We start from the raw sequence: 18233 nt of genomic DNA on the forward strand, positions 1-18233 counted from the left end.
ATTATGGATCACCCCGAAAATGACGCTCAATATGCAGGACTTGCAGTAAACAAAGGAATAGAACAACCGCCCATCGTGAATCCGTATTTGAAAAAGATGCGGACAGCGAAACGTCGATCCTTTACAGCCTCTGAATATGTCGAAGGTATCGTCAAAGGCGACACGAGCATACTCAGTCAGGCCGTAACTTTGGTGGAAAGCAATCGGTACGAGCACCAGACTCTCGCACAGGAAGTCATAGAAAAATGTCTGCCTCATGCCTGCGACTCGGTGCGGGTGGGTATTACCGGCGTACCGGGAGCCGGCAAGAGCACATCGATAGATACTTTCGGGTTGCATGTACTGAAACGGGGTGGGAAATTGGCTGTATTGGCGATCGACCCCAGTAGCGAACGCTCGAAAGGTAGCATATTGGGCGACAAAACCCGTATGGAAAAACTATCGATACACCCCAACGCCTTTATCCGCCCTTCACCGTCGGCAGGCTCGTTAGGCGGTGTAGCCCGGAAAACTCGTGAAACGATCGTTCTCTGTGAGGCCGCCGGATACAACAACATCTTTGTAGAAACAGTCGGGGTCGGGCAATCGGAAACAGCCGTGCACTCGATGGTCGATTTCTTCCTGCTTATCCAATTAGCCGGTACAGGTGACGAACTGCAAGGAATCAAAAGAGGCATCATGGAAATGGCAGATGGTATCGTCATCAACAAAGCCGATGGAAGCAACATCGAAAAAGCCAAATTAGCCCAAGCACAATTCCGTAACGCATTACATCTGTTCCCGCCTACGCCTTCGGGCTGGACTCCGCAAGTGCTCACCTACTCTGGATACTACGAGTTGGGAATCGCCGAGGTCTGGGACATGATAGACAAATACATCGCTTTTGTCAAGAAAAACGGATATTTCGATTACAAACGGCAAGAACAAGCCAAATACTGGATGTTCGAAACGATAAACGAACAACTTCGCGACCACTTCTATCGCAATCCTCAAATCGAAAGAATGTTGGAAGAGAAACAACAGAAAGTGTTGAACAACGAGCAAAGTTCGTTTATGGCGGCCAAAGATGTGTTAGACTATTATTTCGACAAAGAAAAATAATTTGCCACTTACTTCTCGATATTTATGAAACAGGTAATCTGTCCGAAATGCGGAAAAACGTTTTCTTTCGACGAGTCTCGTTACGATGCTTCCTGCAACATATCTTTCATTTGCCCGGCCTGTCGTAAACGATTCCTAATGACACTGCCCGAGATAGACGCATGCCACAAGAACGACATAGACACCTCTCTCGGGTTTATCACCGTACTGGAAAATGCGTTCGGATACCGGCAAGAATTTCCTTTACACGCAGGCGATAATATAATAGGCCGTGCATCGAAAGGTACGGAAGTGGATATACCCATCGAAACGAGCGACATGAGCATGGATCGTCGCCACTGCATCATTAACGTGAAAGAAAAAGGCAATCGACCGATACTCACGGTCAGAGACAATCCCAGTCTCACCGGCACATTCCTCCGCCATGAATTGTTGAGCGATCGGGAACGCGCGGTATTACACGACGGCGATGTGGTGACGATAGGAGCGACGACTTTTATCGTTCACATTCCCGACGAAGAAGACGAAGAATACTTCGAGTGAGTCTCGTCCCGAGAATTGGGAAAAATGCTCGCTAAACCTCTTATCCACCAATAAAAACGTAATAGATATTATCCGAAATTTTTTTACCATATCCATCTAAAATTACAAATATGATAAAAAGAATCGCACTATTAACACTTTTAGTTGCCCCTTTATGGTTATCGGCACAGGTTCGTACTGAAAAACTGTTAGAAAAGGGGTGGAAATTTACAAGGGAAGACAATCCCGAATTCAAGACATCGCAATTCGACGATACCAAATGGCAATCGGTCTGCATCCCGCACGATTGGGCTATCTATGGTCCTTTCAGTATCAACAACGACAAACAGAACACGGCGATTGTTCAAGACGGACAGAAAGAAGCGATGGAACACGCCGGGCGTACCGGAGGTTTACCCTTCGTAGGAACCGGTTGGTACAGGCTTCGATTCGATGTCCCCGAATATACAGACGGGAAAAAATGTACATTGGTATTCGATGGAGCCATGAGCCATGCCCGTGTCTACATCAACGGAAAAGAAGCAAGCTACTGGCCTAACGGATATAACGCATTCTCTGTCGACGCATCGCCTTTCTTAAAACAAGGAGAGAGCAACACACTTGCCGTACGGCTCGAAAACTTTACCGAGAGCTCCCGCTGGTATCCCGGCGCCGGTCTTTACCGAAATGTACACCTGATCGTAACCGACGATGCCCACGTACCGGTGTGGGGAACACAAATCATCACCACCGCACTCACCGACAAATATGCAAAAGTAAAGCAAGCGACTTCTTGGAATTACCCGTCTGGAAAATCCCTGAGCGACTATGTCATCGTGACCGACTTGGTCGACCATAACGGAAAGATAGTCGCAACGAATCGCAAACAAGGAAGCGATTTCGACAACGACCTATTCGAGCAAGAATTTGTAATAGAAAATCCTGCGGCATGGACTCCTGAGACCCCCGACCTCTACACCTCGATTTCAAAAATATATGAAGGCGATGTGCTGAAAGACCAATACTCGACGACTTTCGGCATTCGCACCGTCGAAGTTCGACAAGGCGAAGGGTTCTTCCTGAACGGCAAACGGGTGCAATTCAAAGGCGTTTGCAATCACCACGATTTAGGCCCGTTAGGAGGTATCGCCAACGAAGCGGGAATACGTCGGCAAATCCGTATGTTGAAAGATATGGGTTGTAACGCCATTCGCACCTCGCACAATATGCCTGCACCCGAATTGATTAAAGCCTGTGACGAAATGGGTATGATGGTCATGGCCGAATCGTTCGACGAATGGGCGACAGCCAAAGTCCAAAACGGATATCACACCGTATTCGGCGAATGGGCAGAAAAAGATATTGTGAACTTAGTACGCCATTTCAGGAACAATCCCAGCGTAGTCATGTGGTGTATCGGGAATGAAGTCCCCGACCAATGGGCGGGCGACAAAGGCCCCAAACTGTCGTTATGGTTGCAGAACATCTGCCACCGCGAAGACCCCACCCGCCCCGTCACGCAAGGCATGGATGCCCCGGACGCCGTAGTCAACAACAACATGGCGGCAGTCATGGACGTACCGGGATTCAATTACCGCCCGTTCAAATATATCGAAAATTACAAAAAACTCCCCCAAGAAATCATTTTGGGAAGCGAAACGGCATCGACCATCAGTTCGCGGGGAGTCTACAAATTCCCGGTAGTACGACGGTCCATGCCCAAATACCCCGACCACCAGTCCTCCTCTTACGATGTGGAACACTGCGGGTGGTCCAATCTTCCCGAAGACGATTTCATACAGCACGAAGATTTGCCCTACTGCATAGGAGAATTCGTCTGGACCGGATTCGATTACTTGGGTGAGCCCACCCCCTATTATTCCGATTGGCCCAGCCACTCCTCCCTATTCGGTATCATCGACCTCGCCGGAATCCCCAAAGACCGCTACTACCTCTATCGCAGCCATTGGAATAAAGATGTGGAAACCCTCCATATCCTACCCCATTGGAACTGGGAAGGCCGCGAAGGAGAAGTAACTCCCGTATTCGTCTATACCAATTACCCCACCGCCGAGCTCTTCATAAATGGCAAAAGTCAGGGGAAACGCACCAAAGACCTGTCGGTAACCGTCCATAACAGTGGAGACTCCCTATCGACGGCGAACTTCAAACGGCAAAAACGCTACCGTCTGATGTGGTTGGACACCAAATACGAACCGGGGACTGTCAAAGTCATCGCCTACGATAAAGACGGAAACGCTGTTGCCGAAAAAGAGATGAAAACAGCCGGTAAACCCTATCGTATCGAACTGACAGCCGATCGCGACAAAATCATGGCCGATGGGAAAGACCTCTCGTTCGTAACGGTGAAAGTCGTGGACAAAGACGGAAACCTCTGCCCCACGGCAGCCAATGAAATAACCTTTAAGGTAAAAGGAAAAGGATACTACCGGGCAGGTGCCAACGGCGATCCCACATCGTTGGAATCGTTCCAAGCCCCCCACATGAAAGTATTCTCAGGCATGATGACCGCCATCGTATCATCGACCGAAGAACCGGGAAAAATCACCCTCGAAGCAACATCTAAGGGTTTGAAAAAAGCTACCCTCGTTATCGAGAGCGGCAAATAATCGATACATATAGTCCCGTAACAACATTCGCCCCTGCGTTTTGTTTCATACAACGCAGGGGCGAATCGTTTATGAAATGAAGCATTCAACCTCTCCCCTGCCGTGCCCCGTAGCACTGCGGGATATTTCCGTAAGGAAATAGGAGAGAAAGACAAACACAATACATCGTAAGGTATTAACCTCCTCCCCTGCCGTGTCCCGTAGTATTACGGGGTATTTTGCAACGCAAAATATAGGGGAGGTGTCCGCAAGGACGGAGGGGTTAAAACGAAAGAGGGATTAAAAACATCGACTATAACAGTAACAAATCGGGTATCACACTCTCCCTCTGTATCGCGCAGCGATATAGGGGGAGTGCTCATAGGGCGAGGGGGTTGAAATATACAAGAACAATCCACACTAATTATCGATGAACCTTAATCTCTACTTACCAAGAACAAATAAAAAAATACCCCCGGCACAGAACGCTCTGTACCGGGGGATTTTGCAAGCCGCAAGTGCGGATTTTTTGTTGAATAATTATATGCCTTTCGGCAGCAGGCAACCTGCTTGTTTTCTAATAATCGGTCTTATCTTCGTGAAACTTCAAAACGGCTTCTCAAATAGCTCCGTTTTGTTCCAACATCAACGTTTTGGTAGGCTGGTCGCAAACCTCGGTAGGACCGAAATATTGTATAGGACCGGGATAGACATAGCACGTGTTCATAGCCCACTCGTCACGATGTGCGGCGAAATATTTGAAAGGAGCCCCATCGAGGCGAACCAACGCTTTTTGTATAACAGGTTTCATTTCTCCGTGACGGCGTTCCATATTCATCATCATAGTCACAGGCACGCCCCCGGCAATCCACTCGCTGGCCGGTTTGGTCGTGTTGCGAACCGACGACATATAACCCGTTTTGCCCTCGCCTACCAACAGTGCTGCGGTATAACCGAGCGAATAACAATAGTCGGCATCGAAATTGGAAGGATCGGCACAACGGCCTTCGTATCCGAAGAAGTGGAATTGCGTAGCGAATTTACCCACGAATTTCCCTTCGGCTTTCATTTCGGCCAAACGACGTCCGACCATCTCGCCCAACAGTTTTTCGGTTTCGATAAGCGATACCTGAACATTTCCGTGGGGGTCGCGGTCGAGCGTGAGCTGACGGGCGACACCTTCGGGCAGGCTGGCATAGATAGCCGAATTTTCGGGAGAAAGGTGTTTGATGATATAATTGATTTGCTCCGATTTCTTGATCATGGCGAATTCCGAACCGTTCGCAGCCAGATAGTCGTTCAACTCGGCAATAAGGCGCTTCATGGCAGGGATAAATTCGATAAGTCCTTCGGGAATCAACACCGTTCCGAAGTTGTTACCTTTGGCGGCACGGGCAGCCACGATTTCGGCGATATAATTTACTACATCGTCGAGAGTCATCTGCTTGGCCTCGATTTCCTCCGAAATCAAACAAATATTGGGCTGAGTCTGCAAAGCGCATTCCAAAGCGATATGCGAAGCCGAACGTCCCATCAGCTTGATAAAGTGCCAATATTTCTTAGCCGAGTTACAGTCGCGTTGTATGTTACCGATTACTTCGGAATATACTTTACAAGCCGTATCGAAACCGAAAGAAGACTCTATCATCTCGTTCTTCAAGTCTCCGTCGATAGTTTTCGGGCAACCGATTACCTGAACTCCGGCTCCGATTTGTTTATAATATTCGGCGAGCACGCAAGCGTTGGTATTGGAATCGTCGCCACCGATAATAACGACAGCTTTGATACCCAACTCTTTAATAATTTCGAGACCACTGTCGAATTGATCCTTCGTTTCCAGTTTGGTACGTCCCGAACCGATAATGTCGAATCCGCCCGTATTGCGGTAGTCATCGATAATATCGGCCGTAAGTTCCATATATTTATGTTCGATCAATCCGCCGGGGCCTAAAAGGAAACCGAACAAACGGCTCTCTTTATTCAGAGCTTTAAGACCGTCGAAAAGACCAGAAATTACATTATGTCCACCGGGAGCTTGACCGCCGGAAAGGATAACACCCACATTGATAGCCGGATATTCTTTCTTTGCAGCTGCTTCGAAACGGAGAACAGGCATGCCGTATGTGTTAGGGAATAACTTAGCGATAGCCTCCTGATCGGCAACCGATTGCGTGGCCTTGCCTTCGACGATGGTAACGCCGTTTTTAATAGCTTCGGGCAACTTAGGCTGATACGAAGCACGAGCGGTTTGAAGTGCACTTTTCTTCATTGTAATCTCTTTTGTTTATGTAAGTTTTATATTTCTTTCGGATTTGCAAATTTCGTATTTTTTTTTCAAAGAGCCAAATACAGAAATATTAAAATCATATCGGACAAAACGGTCGATAAACATTACCCCACGCTTCACTCCTCGTCATACCCGAAAGATTTCCCGGAAAAGAAATCTCCGGTAATCATCAGACGTGAAATATCCCACGCCTGCGTCTGCCTCGAATACAAAGGAGACCGACGGTTTCCCAAAGAACTTCCGTCCCAATAAACAGCACTCTCGACCGGAGTACGGAACAAACTATATCCCAAACCTTTCCAACCGTATTCGTTACACCCCATGATATCGAGCAATGTCGGATATACATCGATTTGCCCCGCCGTCTCCTCATAAGAAATCGTGTACGGAGTATTCAATAAAACTAACGCTACCTCACGGTCGGCAAGTGTCCTATGCTCGCGCCCGTCCAACACATTTTTACCCAACTCGTCATGGTCCGAAACAATAGCGATTACCGAGCGTTCGTACAGCCCGCACGCTTTCAGCGAATCGAGAAAACTGCCCAACTGTTTGTCGAGGCGATGAAAAGCCTCCATCGTGTTGACCAACTCGCTCGACTCGGTCGGGTATCGGGAAAGAGCCGTGGGATTGGACGGAGCCTTGTTCGGAGCATGTGTCGAGATAGTCACTATCTGAGAGAAAAACGGCTCTTGTGTCCGTTTCAAAATAGAAAGACTTTCGGCAAACAGAACCGAATCGCTCAAAGTCTCGCTCGCACCGAACGATGTTTTATCATATAAAGTTTCAAAACCGTATGCCGGAGAAGTTTCCGCCTGATTCCAATCCTGAGCCCGGTCGCATACGATATTCAAAGTCCGATAACCTTTATCTCTCAACGCATGCCCCAAAGCCGGATAGGTGTTTCCGCCGTACAGCACGGCGGTCGCCCCTACCTTCGCAGGTAAAAGCCCCGTATTGAATATCAAGTGGCTGTCGCTAGACCGACCGTCTTTTACTTGCGGAATTAAATGGAGAGCCGAAAATGTGCCTTCTTCGGACAGTAGGCGATTGAGCCGGGGCATAATCTCCACCCCGTTCACTGTCCGGTTCAATAACCACGAATTCATCGATTCCACGACGATAAGAATAAGATTCCTTCCCGGTTCTACGGCATATCTATTATCACCATAACGCGGCATGTCGTCAAGATAAGATTCAACGGTTTTCCGTTCCTCGGCATTCAGCTCTCCACCCTGCAAAAGCGAAGAGACAAACGCATAGCACGTATAAGGCACGACACCGTTAAACACCACGTACTCACGATAATTATAAGGCGTAATGAAAGCCGTCCACGGAGACTCTTGATCGGAAGGCGCACGATGATAAATATGATGAGCTCTGACCGCATAGGAAGACAAAGCTATCGACAACGATACGAAGGCGGCAACCGCTCTGGTACGTGAAGACGGATAATGGCGCTGTTTCTTGAAATAGAAAATATACCCCGCCAAAAGTAACAGAGTGGGAAAGAACACAAATATATCGCGTAACCGGATCAATCCCCTCACGCTGTTAAGCAGCACATCGTTGACGTTGTTCACGAGAAAGAACGACGAATATGGCATAATATCCTCATAGACACGAGCATACAAAGTCTGGATAAGACAAAAAACGTCGAACAGGAAAAGCGGAATAAACACGACCCACCGCCTGTTCGTAAAAAAGAAAAGAGGCAACGACAATAAAAAAGCATCGCCCACAGTCGGCGCAAAAGCCGAAAGCGTATCGCCCACAGGCTTTCCCTGTGGAAGAAGAATACGCAAATCGAAAATAGTCGAATATTTCAACCCGATATGTAAATATTCGATAGGAAACATAAAGCAACAGACAGTAAGCAGATAAAACAACAGATACTGTCCCTCGCGGTTCCAAGAAAAAACTCGTGCCGAAAATTTATCCAACCACATTTGCCTTCGATAACATTCGATGCAAATGTAATGAAATAAAAATTTATAGTATTATTTTAAACTGAAATATCCTTTGGTAATTATCTTTTCCGAAATATCCCATGCTTCTATCTGCCGGGAGGCCAAAGAATCGCCTTCGTTACCGTAAACTGTCCCATTCCAACCGGCCGCACTTCCGACCGGAGTGCGCAAAATACTGTAACCTAAACCCTTCCATGCATAATCATTACAATTCATTACATCGAGCAAGGTAGGATAAATATCGATTTGTCCCATAACCGAAGTGTGCGTATATTTCACACCGGCGTTCGCCACGATGAACGCAGCCTCCGTATCGTTATAACCGGGTACTCCGCAAGGAGAAAGTAATTGGTTATGGTCCGAGGCTATCGCAATAACTGTATTATTGTACAATCCGTTACTACGAAGCGAATCGACGAACGCTCCGATACAACGGTCGGTATAATGAATAACCTCCATATAATTTCTCACCTCCTCCGGAAACTCAGTAGCACCCGACAACTTCGTCTTCCGATACGGCTCATTATAAGGCTTGTGAGACGTCCCTGTTATCAATTGATAGAAAAACGGCGTTTTCTGCACTTTTATTTTTTCAATAGCCCGTTCCATCAGCACACTATCCGTAACACTTGTTCCACCACCCAATCTATCGATATTCTGGTCATACCCGTAAGCGACGCTTATCTCGGCCTGATTCCAATAATTATTCCCATCGACCGTCATGTTTACCGCCGTGTAATTCCGTCGCTTCAACGCTTTGGCGATAGAATAGTAATCCACATCGTCATATCGGGTAGCGACGGCTCCGCTCTTTAAGGGAAGCAATCCGGTATTGAACATGAATTGCCCGTCGCTCGATCTACCGTCCTTCACTTGTGGCAAAACATGAACTGCTGTAATCGAGTTGCTGTCGTTTACGATCCGGTTCAAGCATGGTGTTATCTCTTCTCCGCAAAAGCTCTTGCCGATCACCCATGAGTTAAGCGACTCTACGATAATAAGTATCAAATTTTTGTTTTCATTAACCGAATAGATGTTATCTGCATAACGGGGATAAGCGTCGAGATAATCTTGGATTCGAATCGTTTCTTCTTCCGTCAATTCAGGTTGGGGCAAAAGCGAAGTAGCGGCATGATACAGAATATATCCGCACATTCCATTCAGATCGAAATACAATATATTATTGGGGAAAGTGACAAATCTATCGGTAAGAGAATCATACTGTTTCGATTTTATATCCCGCACCGAAAGAAAAATATGAAAACAGACAAAAACCGACAAGATAACGATCACCGGCCACCATAGCCGCCTCCGCTCTTTTTGCACTTTTTTCTGTAAAACAAATTTGTAAAGAACCCCGGTCATCAAAGTAGGAACGATTGCCAGACAATCGATCCATCGCGCCGAAGCGAAAGCACTTTCCAACAACAAAGGAGTAAGGTTTTCATACAAAAGGAAAGAAGAAAACGGTATTATATCCAAATAGTTCCGGTAATACCATACGGCCGACAAACAAAATACATCGAGCAAAATCAACGGTATAAAAACGAATCCCCGTCTTTTGACGACAAAAAAAGGAGACATCAAAACCATTGCATCGAACAGCGTCTTAACAATATGAGCCGGTATCGACGAAAGCGGATTCGTGTCTTTCACTATTTCAAAATAGAAAAGCCATATACTGGAAAATGCAGATATAAGAACCAACGCAAAAAGAATGAGTGTATAAAAGTTTTTCGAAAAAAATCGAATGACAGAACTCCCTATATCCAAACTTTTACCGATCATTGAAACTACTCTTTCATTTTAGAACAAAATATTTATCCGCTTCCCTAAACGGGTTTGCAAAAATAATTCTTTTAATGAGGCGAAACAACCTCATTTGCTCGATTTCTTTCAATCCGCTCTCGATAAAACATTTATTAAAAGACAAAACGAAATAAAATTAAATTCATAGTTTTGTTTAATATTATATGATTATCGGATAAAAAAGAGAATTACAATCATTTTTTTCTCTTTCGTATCGAACAGAAAATAAACATTTCGAACATGAAAAAAAGGTATATATTGCTCGTTCCGGTAGGCGGCCTTGCCAATCGCATGAAAGCGATCGACTCGGCAATTAAACTAAGCCGAAAAGCAAATAGCGAGTTACATATTATTTGGTTCAAAGACCGAGGATTAAATTGCCGTTTCGACCAATTATTCGAACCGATCGATTTACCGAATGTAAAAGTAACGGAGGCTACATGGAGCGATTACCTGCTTTACGACAGGCCCCGGCAGAAAAATATTTTCATTCCCCGTCTTTTTCAAAAGGCAATCTTCAATAACTGTATCTATGAAAAACAGGCCTTACACCTTTTTTACGAGAACTTCGATTTTTACGACTGGGCAAAGAATAGGAAAGTTTATATAGCCTCTTTCGTATATTTTTATTCTCCCGAAGATGAAAATGACCGCTTCTCCGTTTTTCGTCCTCTCGCTTCCATCTTGCAAGAAATAGATACCCGTTGTTCCCTCTTCGGAACAAATACAGTGGGTGTCCACATTCGCCGGACCGACAATGCTCTATCTATCGCACAAAGTCCTACCCGTTTATTTATCGAGCGTATGAAAAAAGAAATAGAACAGAACGGCGACACGACATTTTACCTTGCCTCCGACTCCGAGGAGGACAAACGCTCGATTGTAAATCGGTTCGGAAATAGAGTGTTCACCTCTGTCCACAAAGCCGACCGTAACAGTTTGGAAGGTATGCAAGAAGCGCTGATAGAGCTATACCTCCTATCGCGTACCCGCCATGTATTGGGATCGGTACACAGCTCTTTTTCCGAAACGGCAGCTCAAATCGGCAAGATACCATACGAATTATTGCGCGACGTTCGCCCCGATAAATAATTCCGGCCACACACGGGAACAAAATAGATTCGGGAAGATTTGAAACTGTCCCGAATCTATAACCCCTATCGCACGATACAACGCATCATGGCCGCAGCTTGTTCCGGACGACCCAATATCTCATACACAAGAGCCGCACAAGTATAACAAACGACCGGTATCAACGAAGGAAGTAACTCATAACTCTCGGCATCGCGGGCAGGATAAGCGGCATAACGAGCCGACCTCACCCGATGAGAAATGACATGCGCAGGAAGCGAGTAATAATCGATACGTTTTTGTCCTTCTTCGTTCGATAAAACACATACGGGTGTCGAACAGCCTCCCCGGGTATAAAAATTGAACTGCAACTCATATTCGAGAGACGTTTTATCGATAAATTCCGTAACAGGCTGCCTCCACCCGTCCATACAAAACTCAGCCATACGCCACACATCATCGGGCAAAAGTACATATCCGCTACCGTCGGACGAACGCTGTGGTCGCAACAACGAAGCGCAATCTATCAAAGGCAACGACGATACCGGTTCCGTTGCCCATACGGCAAGCAAGGCATCCGGCATTTTCTCCCGTATATATCGCTCTACTCCTATCCCTGCGGTCATCACGATACCGGCATCGAAAGAATCGGTTAGCTCCTCCATGTTCGCTTTAACCCGGTCTACCAACTCATCTACACTTACTTTCATCACGCGCCTTTCTTCTGTCTCACAAAATTATTCTCGTCCACATAAATATCACCCTCCGAAAGAATATCGGTCCATTTTTTTAATGCACAATTCAACCCGTCGGCAGTAAACGAACTGCGGTAAACCGGTAATCCGGTCCCATCGAGACGAGAGATTTCGATTTGCCGAGGAGAAATCGACACCTCGCACGAACCGTTTTCAATGGGCCGAGTCATTTTTAACAAAGCCTCTCCGGCTGCATCCAACCCTATTTGAAAGACTTTATCGCCATCGCCCGAATAAACGACAATTCCCTTTTGTAAAGGACTTATCACGACTTCTCCATCTCCAATGGGCACACGCAACTCCCCGGCCTGCGACAAAAAAGTTCCTGTTTCTTTATGACAGATTTCGCCATTGCACAACTCCCACGAAGAAAGCTCGCTCGACACCCGAATAGTTTGCTGCCCATCGAGCAAAACCAATCCGTTGGGCTTCAATTTTATCTCGTCGGCTATGGCACAAAAACGAGAAAGTTCTTCCCAATCATTCGAAGATGCCGGCGAAGCTGTCGTGCTGCCTACCGAAAACTTCACCTGATAGTACTTACCCATAAAATAAACCACATCGGCGGCTCCACCGGTACATCGATAAGTGAAAGATGGATTCCACGTCCCTCGGTAGAGATAAACAGGACGCACGGCATCGTCGAACATCAATGGAGTCACATAATTCCGCCATGCCGTTCCGTCCCACACAAGGGTGATAATTGCCGACGAGTCTGTCGTCACGGTCATTGCCGCCGATCCTTTCAAGGCAGGGAAAACATAAGACCCTTTACCTCCGGCCACATAGATGAAACAAGCCTGCACACCGCTTTCGACCGCCGGGCTGAAAGTCGCCGGTTCAGTGATAATACCCATGAACGGAGAAGGAGCCGCATGATTCGTATCGTACCACGAACGACCGGTAGAATCCCATATCCAAATGGATTGAGTTTCCCCATTGATAAAAAACTCTCCCGGCAAACCGCCCTCGGGATATGCCGAGAGAAGAGATGCCAACCCATAATAAAATCCCAAGCACCCGTTTTGCCCTCGCAAATGATTGTGTATAGTCGTTCTCATCGCTTGTTCCTCTTTTTTAATTGTGAAAAAATCAAATTCAACCGTTCGGCCGCTTGCTCGATAAGAGCAGGAGAGGAGACTTCCTCGTCAGAAAGCCCGTACGGCTCTCTTCTCAAATAATCCCTTGCGTCCTGCCAAGAGCGAACCTCCGGTACTAACGTATAAATTTTCTCTTCCGATGCCGGCTGTGCGACGTCCGACAATTTGAATCGTCTCCCATACCCCCGACTATTTTCCATAGCCCGCTGCAACTGTTCGTCGGCCGTAGAAAAAATTCCGTTTACACCGTCACTGGCAAGAAATTGTACCCGACGAGGTACACCGTTCACATCGACCGAGGTAGATAGGTTTCCCAACCGGGTCTGATAAATCTTCATCATATCATTATATTTAATTTAAAAACTATATAGCCCCTCGCCGAAACAACCATATCTCTCTCGCAAGAACGGCTGTATAAAAATTTCTCCCGTGCCATGTAACACAACAGTTTCAAACAACCATATAAGAGAGTGACACGAAAAAACACAGTTTCGAGGAGAGGCCGAATTTTAGAAAAAGGGGAGCCGGGTAAGATGTCCCGGTCGCCCCTCAGTCCCCTTGAATCATATCACTTATTCTTCATCGGGTATGACCGGCTCGATACGCATGTGAGCAGCCGGATAGCGCAATGTCAAACAACTGGCCTCGGTCAGTACCAACGCATCGGTATTGCGTACCCCCGATTTTTTCAAATCGAGTTCCTGCGAGTCGAACGGGACATGAGACCATTTCTGGATAAATTCCGGGTCGAAAATAAATCCGTAGTCGCTCATGCCGCAATCGTCGAATACCTCCGAATAAAGCACATACAGCTTCCCGAACTTCGATTTGATTTCCGAGAAGTCGATGCCCCACTGAACCTTATCTTCGCGGGCCATCACCACTTTGGTCATCTCTATCTTATTGATACGGCCGATAAACGAAGAACCGCCAATCAACACCTTCCGTTTATTCCCTCCGTTCCCGGTAAAAGCCTGTCGCATCATATCGATCAAATCGTTCTGTGTCATCTCCACAGTAGGATTGTAGGTATAATGATTTCCGGCCTGCCACCAGATACCGCCCGTCAGCATCACATTCTCCTTTTTACGAGGGTCGAAAATCGTGTTCTTCACACCGAACATAAAACTCTTTTCCATACCCAATCGCATATCGTAAATAGCAGCTTCCTCAGCATCCGAGAAATCCCATTCGACCTCTTTATTCGCTATTTTTTGGAAAGTCGATTGCTCGATCTGCATTTTGAATATCTGGCAAAAATTCTGACTCTTGATAGGTAAAGCGGCGAATTGTGCCGTCTGCACATCGAGTTCCGTTGCCGCACGCCCCATACGGATAAGCGGCGTATTCACGGGAATAGACGGCACGCAGTTGGTCACCGAACCTATTTTGGAACCATTGATGGGATAGACGGTCAATGCCCCCGTATCCTCGTCTTTTGCGGCGATATAAAGCACCAAGTCGGCATTCGACATCTCCCCGTCGGGATCATACCCTTTTACACCTTGAACCAACAAAGTTTCCGACACCTCGAATATGTTGTTGTCCACGGCATTGATAGTCGCCTTTTTATGCGAGTCGTTAACGGTCGATGCTCCGGGAGCCACATACGAGGCCTTCATATATGACTTGGTAGGTTTCACATCGACCGAATAATAATCGACAATCATCGACGAAGCCTTCCGTGAACCGTTCCACCGTGATAACTGATCGATAGGCGTGGACATCGGTCGTATTTTCACGATGCGTTTATCCACTTCGCTACGCAACAGAGAGGGACTCCCTTCACGAACAATATCGGTCGTCAACGGTTCGTTGGATACGATTTTTCCGCCCGACACACCCGGTACGATCGCCGCCAATACCAACCCTGCATCGAACAGTCCGTCCCAAACTTGCCAACACAGTACCAACAATACGAAACCGGTCAACCAAAGAAGCGGCTTTTTCCATTTCAATAAAAAATTTTTCATCTCTCTTTTCATTTTAGAATACAATAAAAACATAAGAATTAGAATAATTTAGAAGTTGTTTCAATCCCCTTTTCAAAAACCTACAAGTCCCACACGCTACGGCGGCGACGGTTTCCGAATACGGGCGAAAGATCGGCATCAGGCTCGAAACTGCCTCCGTTTCGCAAAGGAGGCAACGAATCGCCGTTACGTTCCCGTTTTTCGAAAACGATACGCTCGTTACGTCCACGCACCTCGGCTTCCCGCTCGGCACAAGACAAGTCACGATCGTAATACAACCCCTTGAAAAGTAACCCGAGAACTTCGTCGTTCAATTCTCCCATAAACACATGGTTGCACAAATGATACACCCGGTCGAGAAAACCCTCGAACTCCTCGTCGCTCATTCCCTTCTCCGACTTGAAACGCTCCATACAACGAGTGCTGTTTTTCAAGTTCTCCCGCATTTGGTTTTCCAATTCGCCGAATCGTGCCATGCGTGATAGGTACTCGTCGTTCGCCTTACGAACCTCTTCCATGCGCCCCTCGTCCTCGGCACAATCGAGCATATCCTTCCCGAAGTAACGTACACAAGCGATAAGAGCATCCTCCCCACCGATAACGTCCGAGATAAACGCTCCCATTTTCGGGTTCGACATAAACAATTTGCACAGCTTGCTCTGGTCGTCGGCAAGACGCTCATACCGTTCGTTCCGATACGAGTCGTATTCCTCCAAAGCATCGAACAAATCGTCGTCGCTATCGACCCTCCGGGCAGGATATCGATGTAAGATTCGTTCCACGAGCAAATCGCGTGATTTTCGCAGATTGCGATTTTCTTTTTGATAATTCTTTTCCATAAATTCAATGATTAGTTTAGCCATATATGGTACGGCAAAGTAAACCCCGGTCGAGGCCGTTTTTATGGCAGCTTCATACATTGTACCTCTTTCTCGAAAGATTTCACGACAAAAGATGAATTACCGAAAAAATTCTTTATTTTTGTCCTGCGAGCGAAAAGAAGAGCTGGCTGGGCATAAAAAACAAACGAATTTGTTTTATTCTGCACCCGCCTTTCATTATTTTTGCAACACGATCGCCGGAGCCTGCCTACACCTCGTTCGGTCTCCCCATCGTCAGACAAAACATACTAAATAACATATAACTATGGCTATCACACCGTTTAAGTATCAACCCATGTTCCCGCTCGGCGAAGACACGACCGAGTATTATTTGCTCACGAAAGATTATGTATCTGTAAGCGAGTTCGAAGGAAAACCCATCTTGAAAATCGAAAAGGAAGGTCTTACCGCTATGGCGAACGCCGCCTTCCGCGATGTATCGTTTATGCTTCGCCGTTCGCACAACGAACAAGTAGCTAAGATTTTGAGCGATCCCGAAGCCAGCGAAAACGATAAATACGTAGCGCTCACCTTCCTCCGAAATGCCGAAGTGGCCGCCAAAGGAGTACTTCCTTTCTGTCAAGACACCGGTACGGCAATCATTCACGGAGAGAAAGGCCAGCAAGTCTGGACGGGATATTGCGACGAAGAAGCTCTCTCCCTCGGCGTTTACAAAACCTATACCGAGGAAAACTTGCGCTACTCCCAAAACGCACCCCTTACCATGTACGACGAGGTAAATACCAAATGTAATCTTCCCGCGCAAATCGACCTGGAAGCTACCGAAGGTATGGAGTATAAATTCCTCTGCGTCACCAAAGGCGGTGGATCGGCGAATAAGACATACCTCTACCAAGAAACGAAAGCCATTCTCAACCCCGGGACACTCGTTCCTTTCTTGGTGGAAAAAATGAAAACATTGGGTACGGCAGCCTGTCCGCCCTATCACATTGCATTCGTCATCGGCGGGACTTCGGCCGAGAAAAACTTGCTCACCGTGAAACTGGCATCCACCCACTACTACGATAGTCTGCCCACGACCGGAAACGAATTCGGACGAGCTTTCCGGGACATCGAGTTGGAAAAACAAGTCTTGGAAGAAGCGCACCGTATCGGACTCGGCGCACAGTTCGGCGGTAAATATCTGGCACACGACGTACGCATTATCCGTCTGCCCCGCCACGGAGCATCCTGCCCCGTAGGATTGGGAGTGAGCTGCTCGGCCGACCGAAACATCAAATGTAAAATCAACAAGGACGGTATTTGGATCGAGAAACTCGACAGTCACCCCGGCGAGCTCATTCCCGAAGAACTCCGCCAAGCCGGTGAAGGCAACGCCGTTAAAATAAACCTCAACCAACCTATGAGCGAAATTCTCAAAGAGTTGGATAAATACCCCGTTGCCACACGTCTGTCGCTCAACGGAACGATTATCGTCGGTCGGGACATTGCGCACGCCAAACTCAAAGAACGGCTCGACCGGGGCGAAGACTTGCCGCAGTACATCAAAGACCACCCCATCTACTATGCAGGTCCGGCAAAAACGCCGAAAGGCATGGCTTGCGGGTCGATGGGTCCCACGACAGCCGGTCGAATGGATCCCTACGTAGACCTCTTCCAAAGTCACGGGGGCTCTATGATTATGTTGGCAAAAGGAAACCGCAGCCAAGCTGTCACCGACGCCTGCAAGAAACACGGAGGATTCTACCTCGGCAGTATCGGAGGTCCGGCTGCTATCCTCGCTCAAAACAATATCAAGAGTATCGAATGCCTCGAATATCCCGAGCTCGGCATGGAAGCCATCTGGAAAATCGAAGTGGAAGATTTCCCCGCATTCATTCTCGTCGACAACAAAGGCAACGATTTCTTCAAACAAATCAAGCCTACATGCCCGGCCAAGAAATAATTGGACCAAACTATCTATCCATAAAGAAAGAGCTGCCAATCGGCAGCTCTTTCTTTATAAACTCCCCTCAATGAGACACAGAAGGAAAGGTCGAGAAGTATTCCAACTTCTCCTCTGCTCCGATCTATGCGGACACCCCGTAATAATACGGGGAAACGGCTGATGAAGAGGAGAATACCCTATTTTATTACTAAAACTATCCTTATGCAATGATGAGAAAGTCTACGTTTAGAACGCAAGAGATGTGCA

General features: G+C 47.0%; 13 protein-coding genes. 5 read left to right on the plus strand and 8 right to left on the minus strand.

Annotated features, from left to right (window positions below; genetic code table 11):
• Window positions 1-3: 3 nt before the first annotated feature.
• The 3 genes from meaB to NBH06_RS02610 all read left to right on the plus strand — a co-directional run bounded on the left by meaB (window position 4) and on the right by NBH06_RS02610 (window position 4253).
• Entirely contained in the window at window positions 4-1101 is a 1098-nt protein-coding gene (gene meaB, locus NBH06_RS02600) for a methylmalonyl Co-A mutase-associated GTPase MeaB (protein ID WP_155012117.1), read from the plus strand.
• 24 nt (window positions 1102-1125) lie between these two features.
• Window positions 1126-1644: an FHA domain-containing protein gene (locus NBH06_RS02605; protein WP_008861190.1), complete on the plus strand. Its 519-nt coding sequence runs from the start codon at window positions 1126-1128 to the stop codon at window positions 1642-1644.
• A gap of 110 nt (window positions 1645-1754) precedes the next feature.
• Window positions 1755-4253, plus strand: a complete 2499-nt coding sequence (locus NBH06_RS02610) for a glycoside hydrolase family 2 TIM barrel-domain containing protein (RefSeq protein WP_250792627.1) — start codon at window positions 1755-1757, stop codon at window positions 4251-4253.
• A gap of 598 nt (window positions 4254-4851) precedes the next feature.
• Here NBH06_RS02610 and NBH06_RS02615 read toward each other — a convergent pair.
• From NBH06_RS02615 to NBH06_RS02625, 3 genes are all read right to left on the minus strand, one after another.
• Window positions 4852-6501 carry a diphosphate--fructose-6-phosphate 1-phosphotransferase gene (locus tag NBH06_RS02615; protein ID WP_195633950.1) on the minus strand — a complete coding sequence of 550 codons (1650 nt, stop codon included), beginning with the start codon at window positions 6499-6501 and terminating at the stop codon, window positions 4852-4854.
• A gap of 134 nt (window positions 6502-6635) precedes the next feature.
• Window positions 6636-8468 (minus strand): LTA synthase family protein, encoded by a 1833-nt coding sequence (locus tag NBH06_RS02620; RefSeq protein ID WP_250792629.1) that lies wholly within the window; start codon window positions 8466-8468, stop codon window positions 6636-6638.
• A gap of 51 nt (window positions 8469-8519) precedes the next feature.
• The gene (locus tag NBH06_RS02625; protein WP_250792631.1) at window positions 8520-10277 is read right to left on the minus strand and encodes an LTA synthase family protein; all 1758 of its coding nucleotides are present in this window, start codon (window positions 10275-10277) and stop codon (window positions 8520-8522) included.
• 261 nt (window positions 10278-10538) lie between these two features.
• Here NBH06_RS02625 and NBH06_RS02630 point away from each other — a divergent pair, with 261 nt between their 5' ends.
• Entirely contained in the window at window positions 10539-11390 is an 852-nt protein-coding gene (locus NBH06_RS02630; RefSeq protein ID WP_008861196.1) for an O-fucosyltransferase family protein, read from the plus strand.
• Window positions 11391-11455: 65 nt separating this feature from the next.
• Here NBH06_RS02630 and NBH06_RS02635 read toward each other — a convergent pair whose 3' ends face one another.
• The 5 genes from NBH06_RS02635 to NBH06_RS02655 form a co-directional block, all read right to left on the minus strand.
• Complete coding sequence (locus NBH06_RS02635; protein ID WP_250792633.1) at window positions 11456-12079, minus strand: hypothetical protein; 624 nt, start codon at window positions 12077-12079, stop codon at window positions 11456-11458.
• A complete protein-coding gene (locus tag NBH06_RS02640; RefSeq protein ID WP_195331598.1) occupies window positions 12079-13185 on the minus strand; it encodes a hypothetical protein in 1107 nt (368 codons plus the stop codon). Before NBH06_RS02640 ends, NBH06_RS02635 begins: the two co-directional genes overlap by 1 nt.
• A complete protein-coding gene (locus NBH06_RS02645) occupies window positions 13182-13565 on the minus strand; it encodes a hypothetical protein (protein WP_147401617.1) in 384 nt (127 codons plus the stop codon). Before NBH06_RS02645 ends, NBH06_RS02640 begins: the two co-directional genes overlap by 4 nt.
• Before the next feature lie 231 nt (window positions 13566-13796).
• Window positions 13797-15197: an SU10 major capsid protein gene (locus tag NBH06_RS02650; RefSeq protein WP_250792635.1), complete on the minus strand. Its 1401-nt coding sequence runs from the start codon at window positions 15195-15197 to the stop codon at window positions 13797-13799.
• 80 nt (window positions 15198-15277) lie between these two features.
• Window positions 15278-16036: a hypothetical protein gene (locus NBH06_RS02655; protein ID WP_229042432.1), complete on the minus strand. Its 759-nt coding sequence runs from the start codon at window positions 16034-16036 to the stop codon at window positions 15278-15280.
• A 307-nt stretch (window positions 16037-16343) separates the two neighbouring features.
• On the opposite strand from NBH06_RS02655, the gene NBH06_RS02660 reads away from it, so the two are divergent.
• Window positions 16344-17984, plus strand: a complete 1641-nt coding sequence (locus NBH06_RS02660; RefSeq protein WP_046409683.1) for a fumarate hydratase — start codon at window positions 16344-16346, stop codon at window positions 17982-17984.
• The last annotated feature ends 249 nt before the right edge of the window (window positions 17985-18233 follow it).

This window comes from Barnesiella sp. B2-R-119 (assembly GCF_023656675.1).
GTDB classification, from domain to species: domain Bacteria; phylum Bacteroidota; class Bacteroidia; order Bacteroidales; family Barnesiellaceae; genus Barnesiella; species Barnesiella intestinihominis.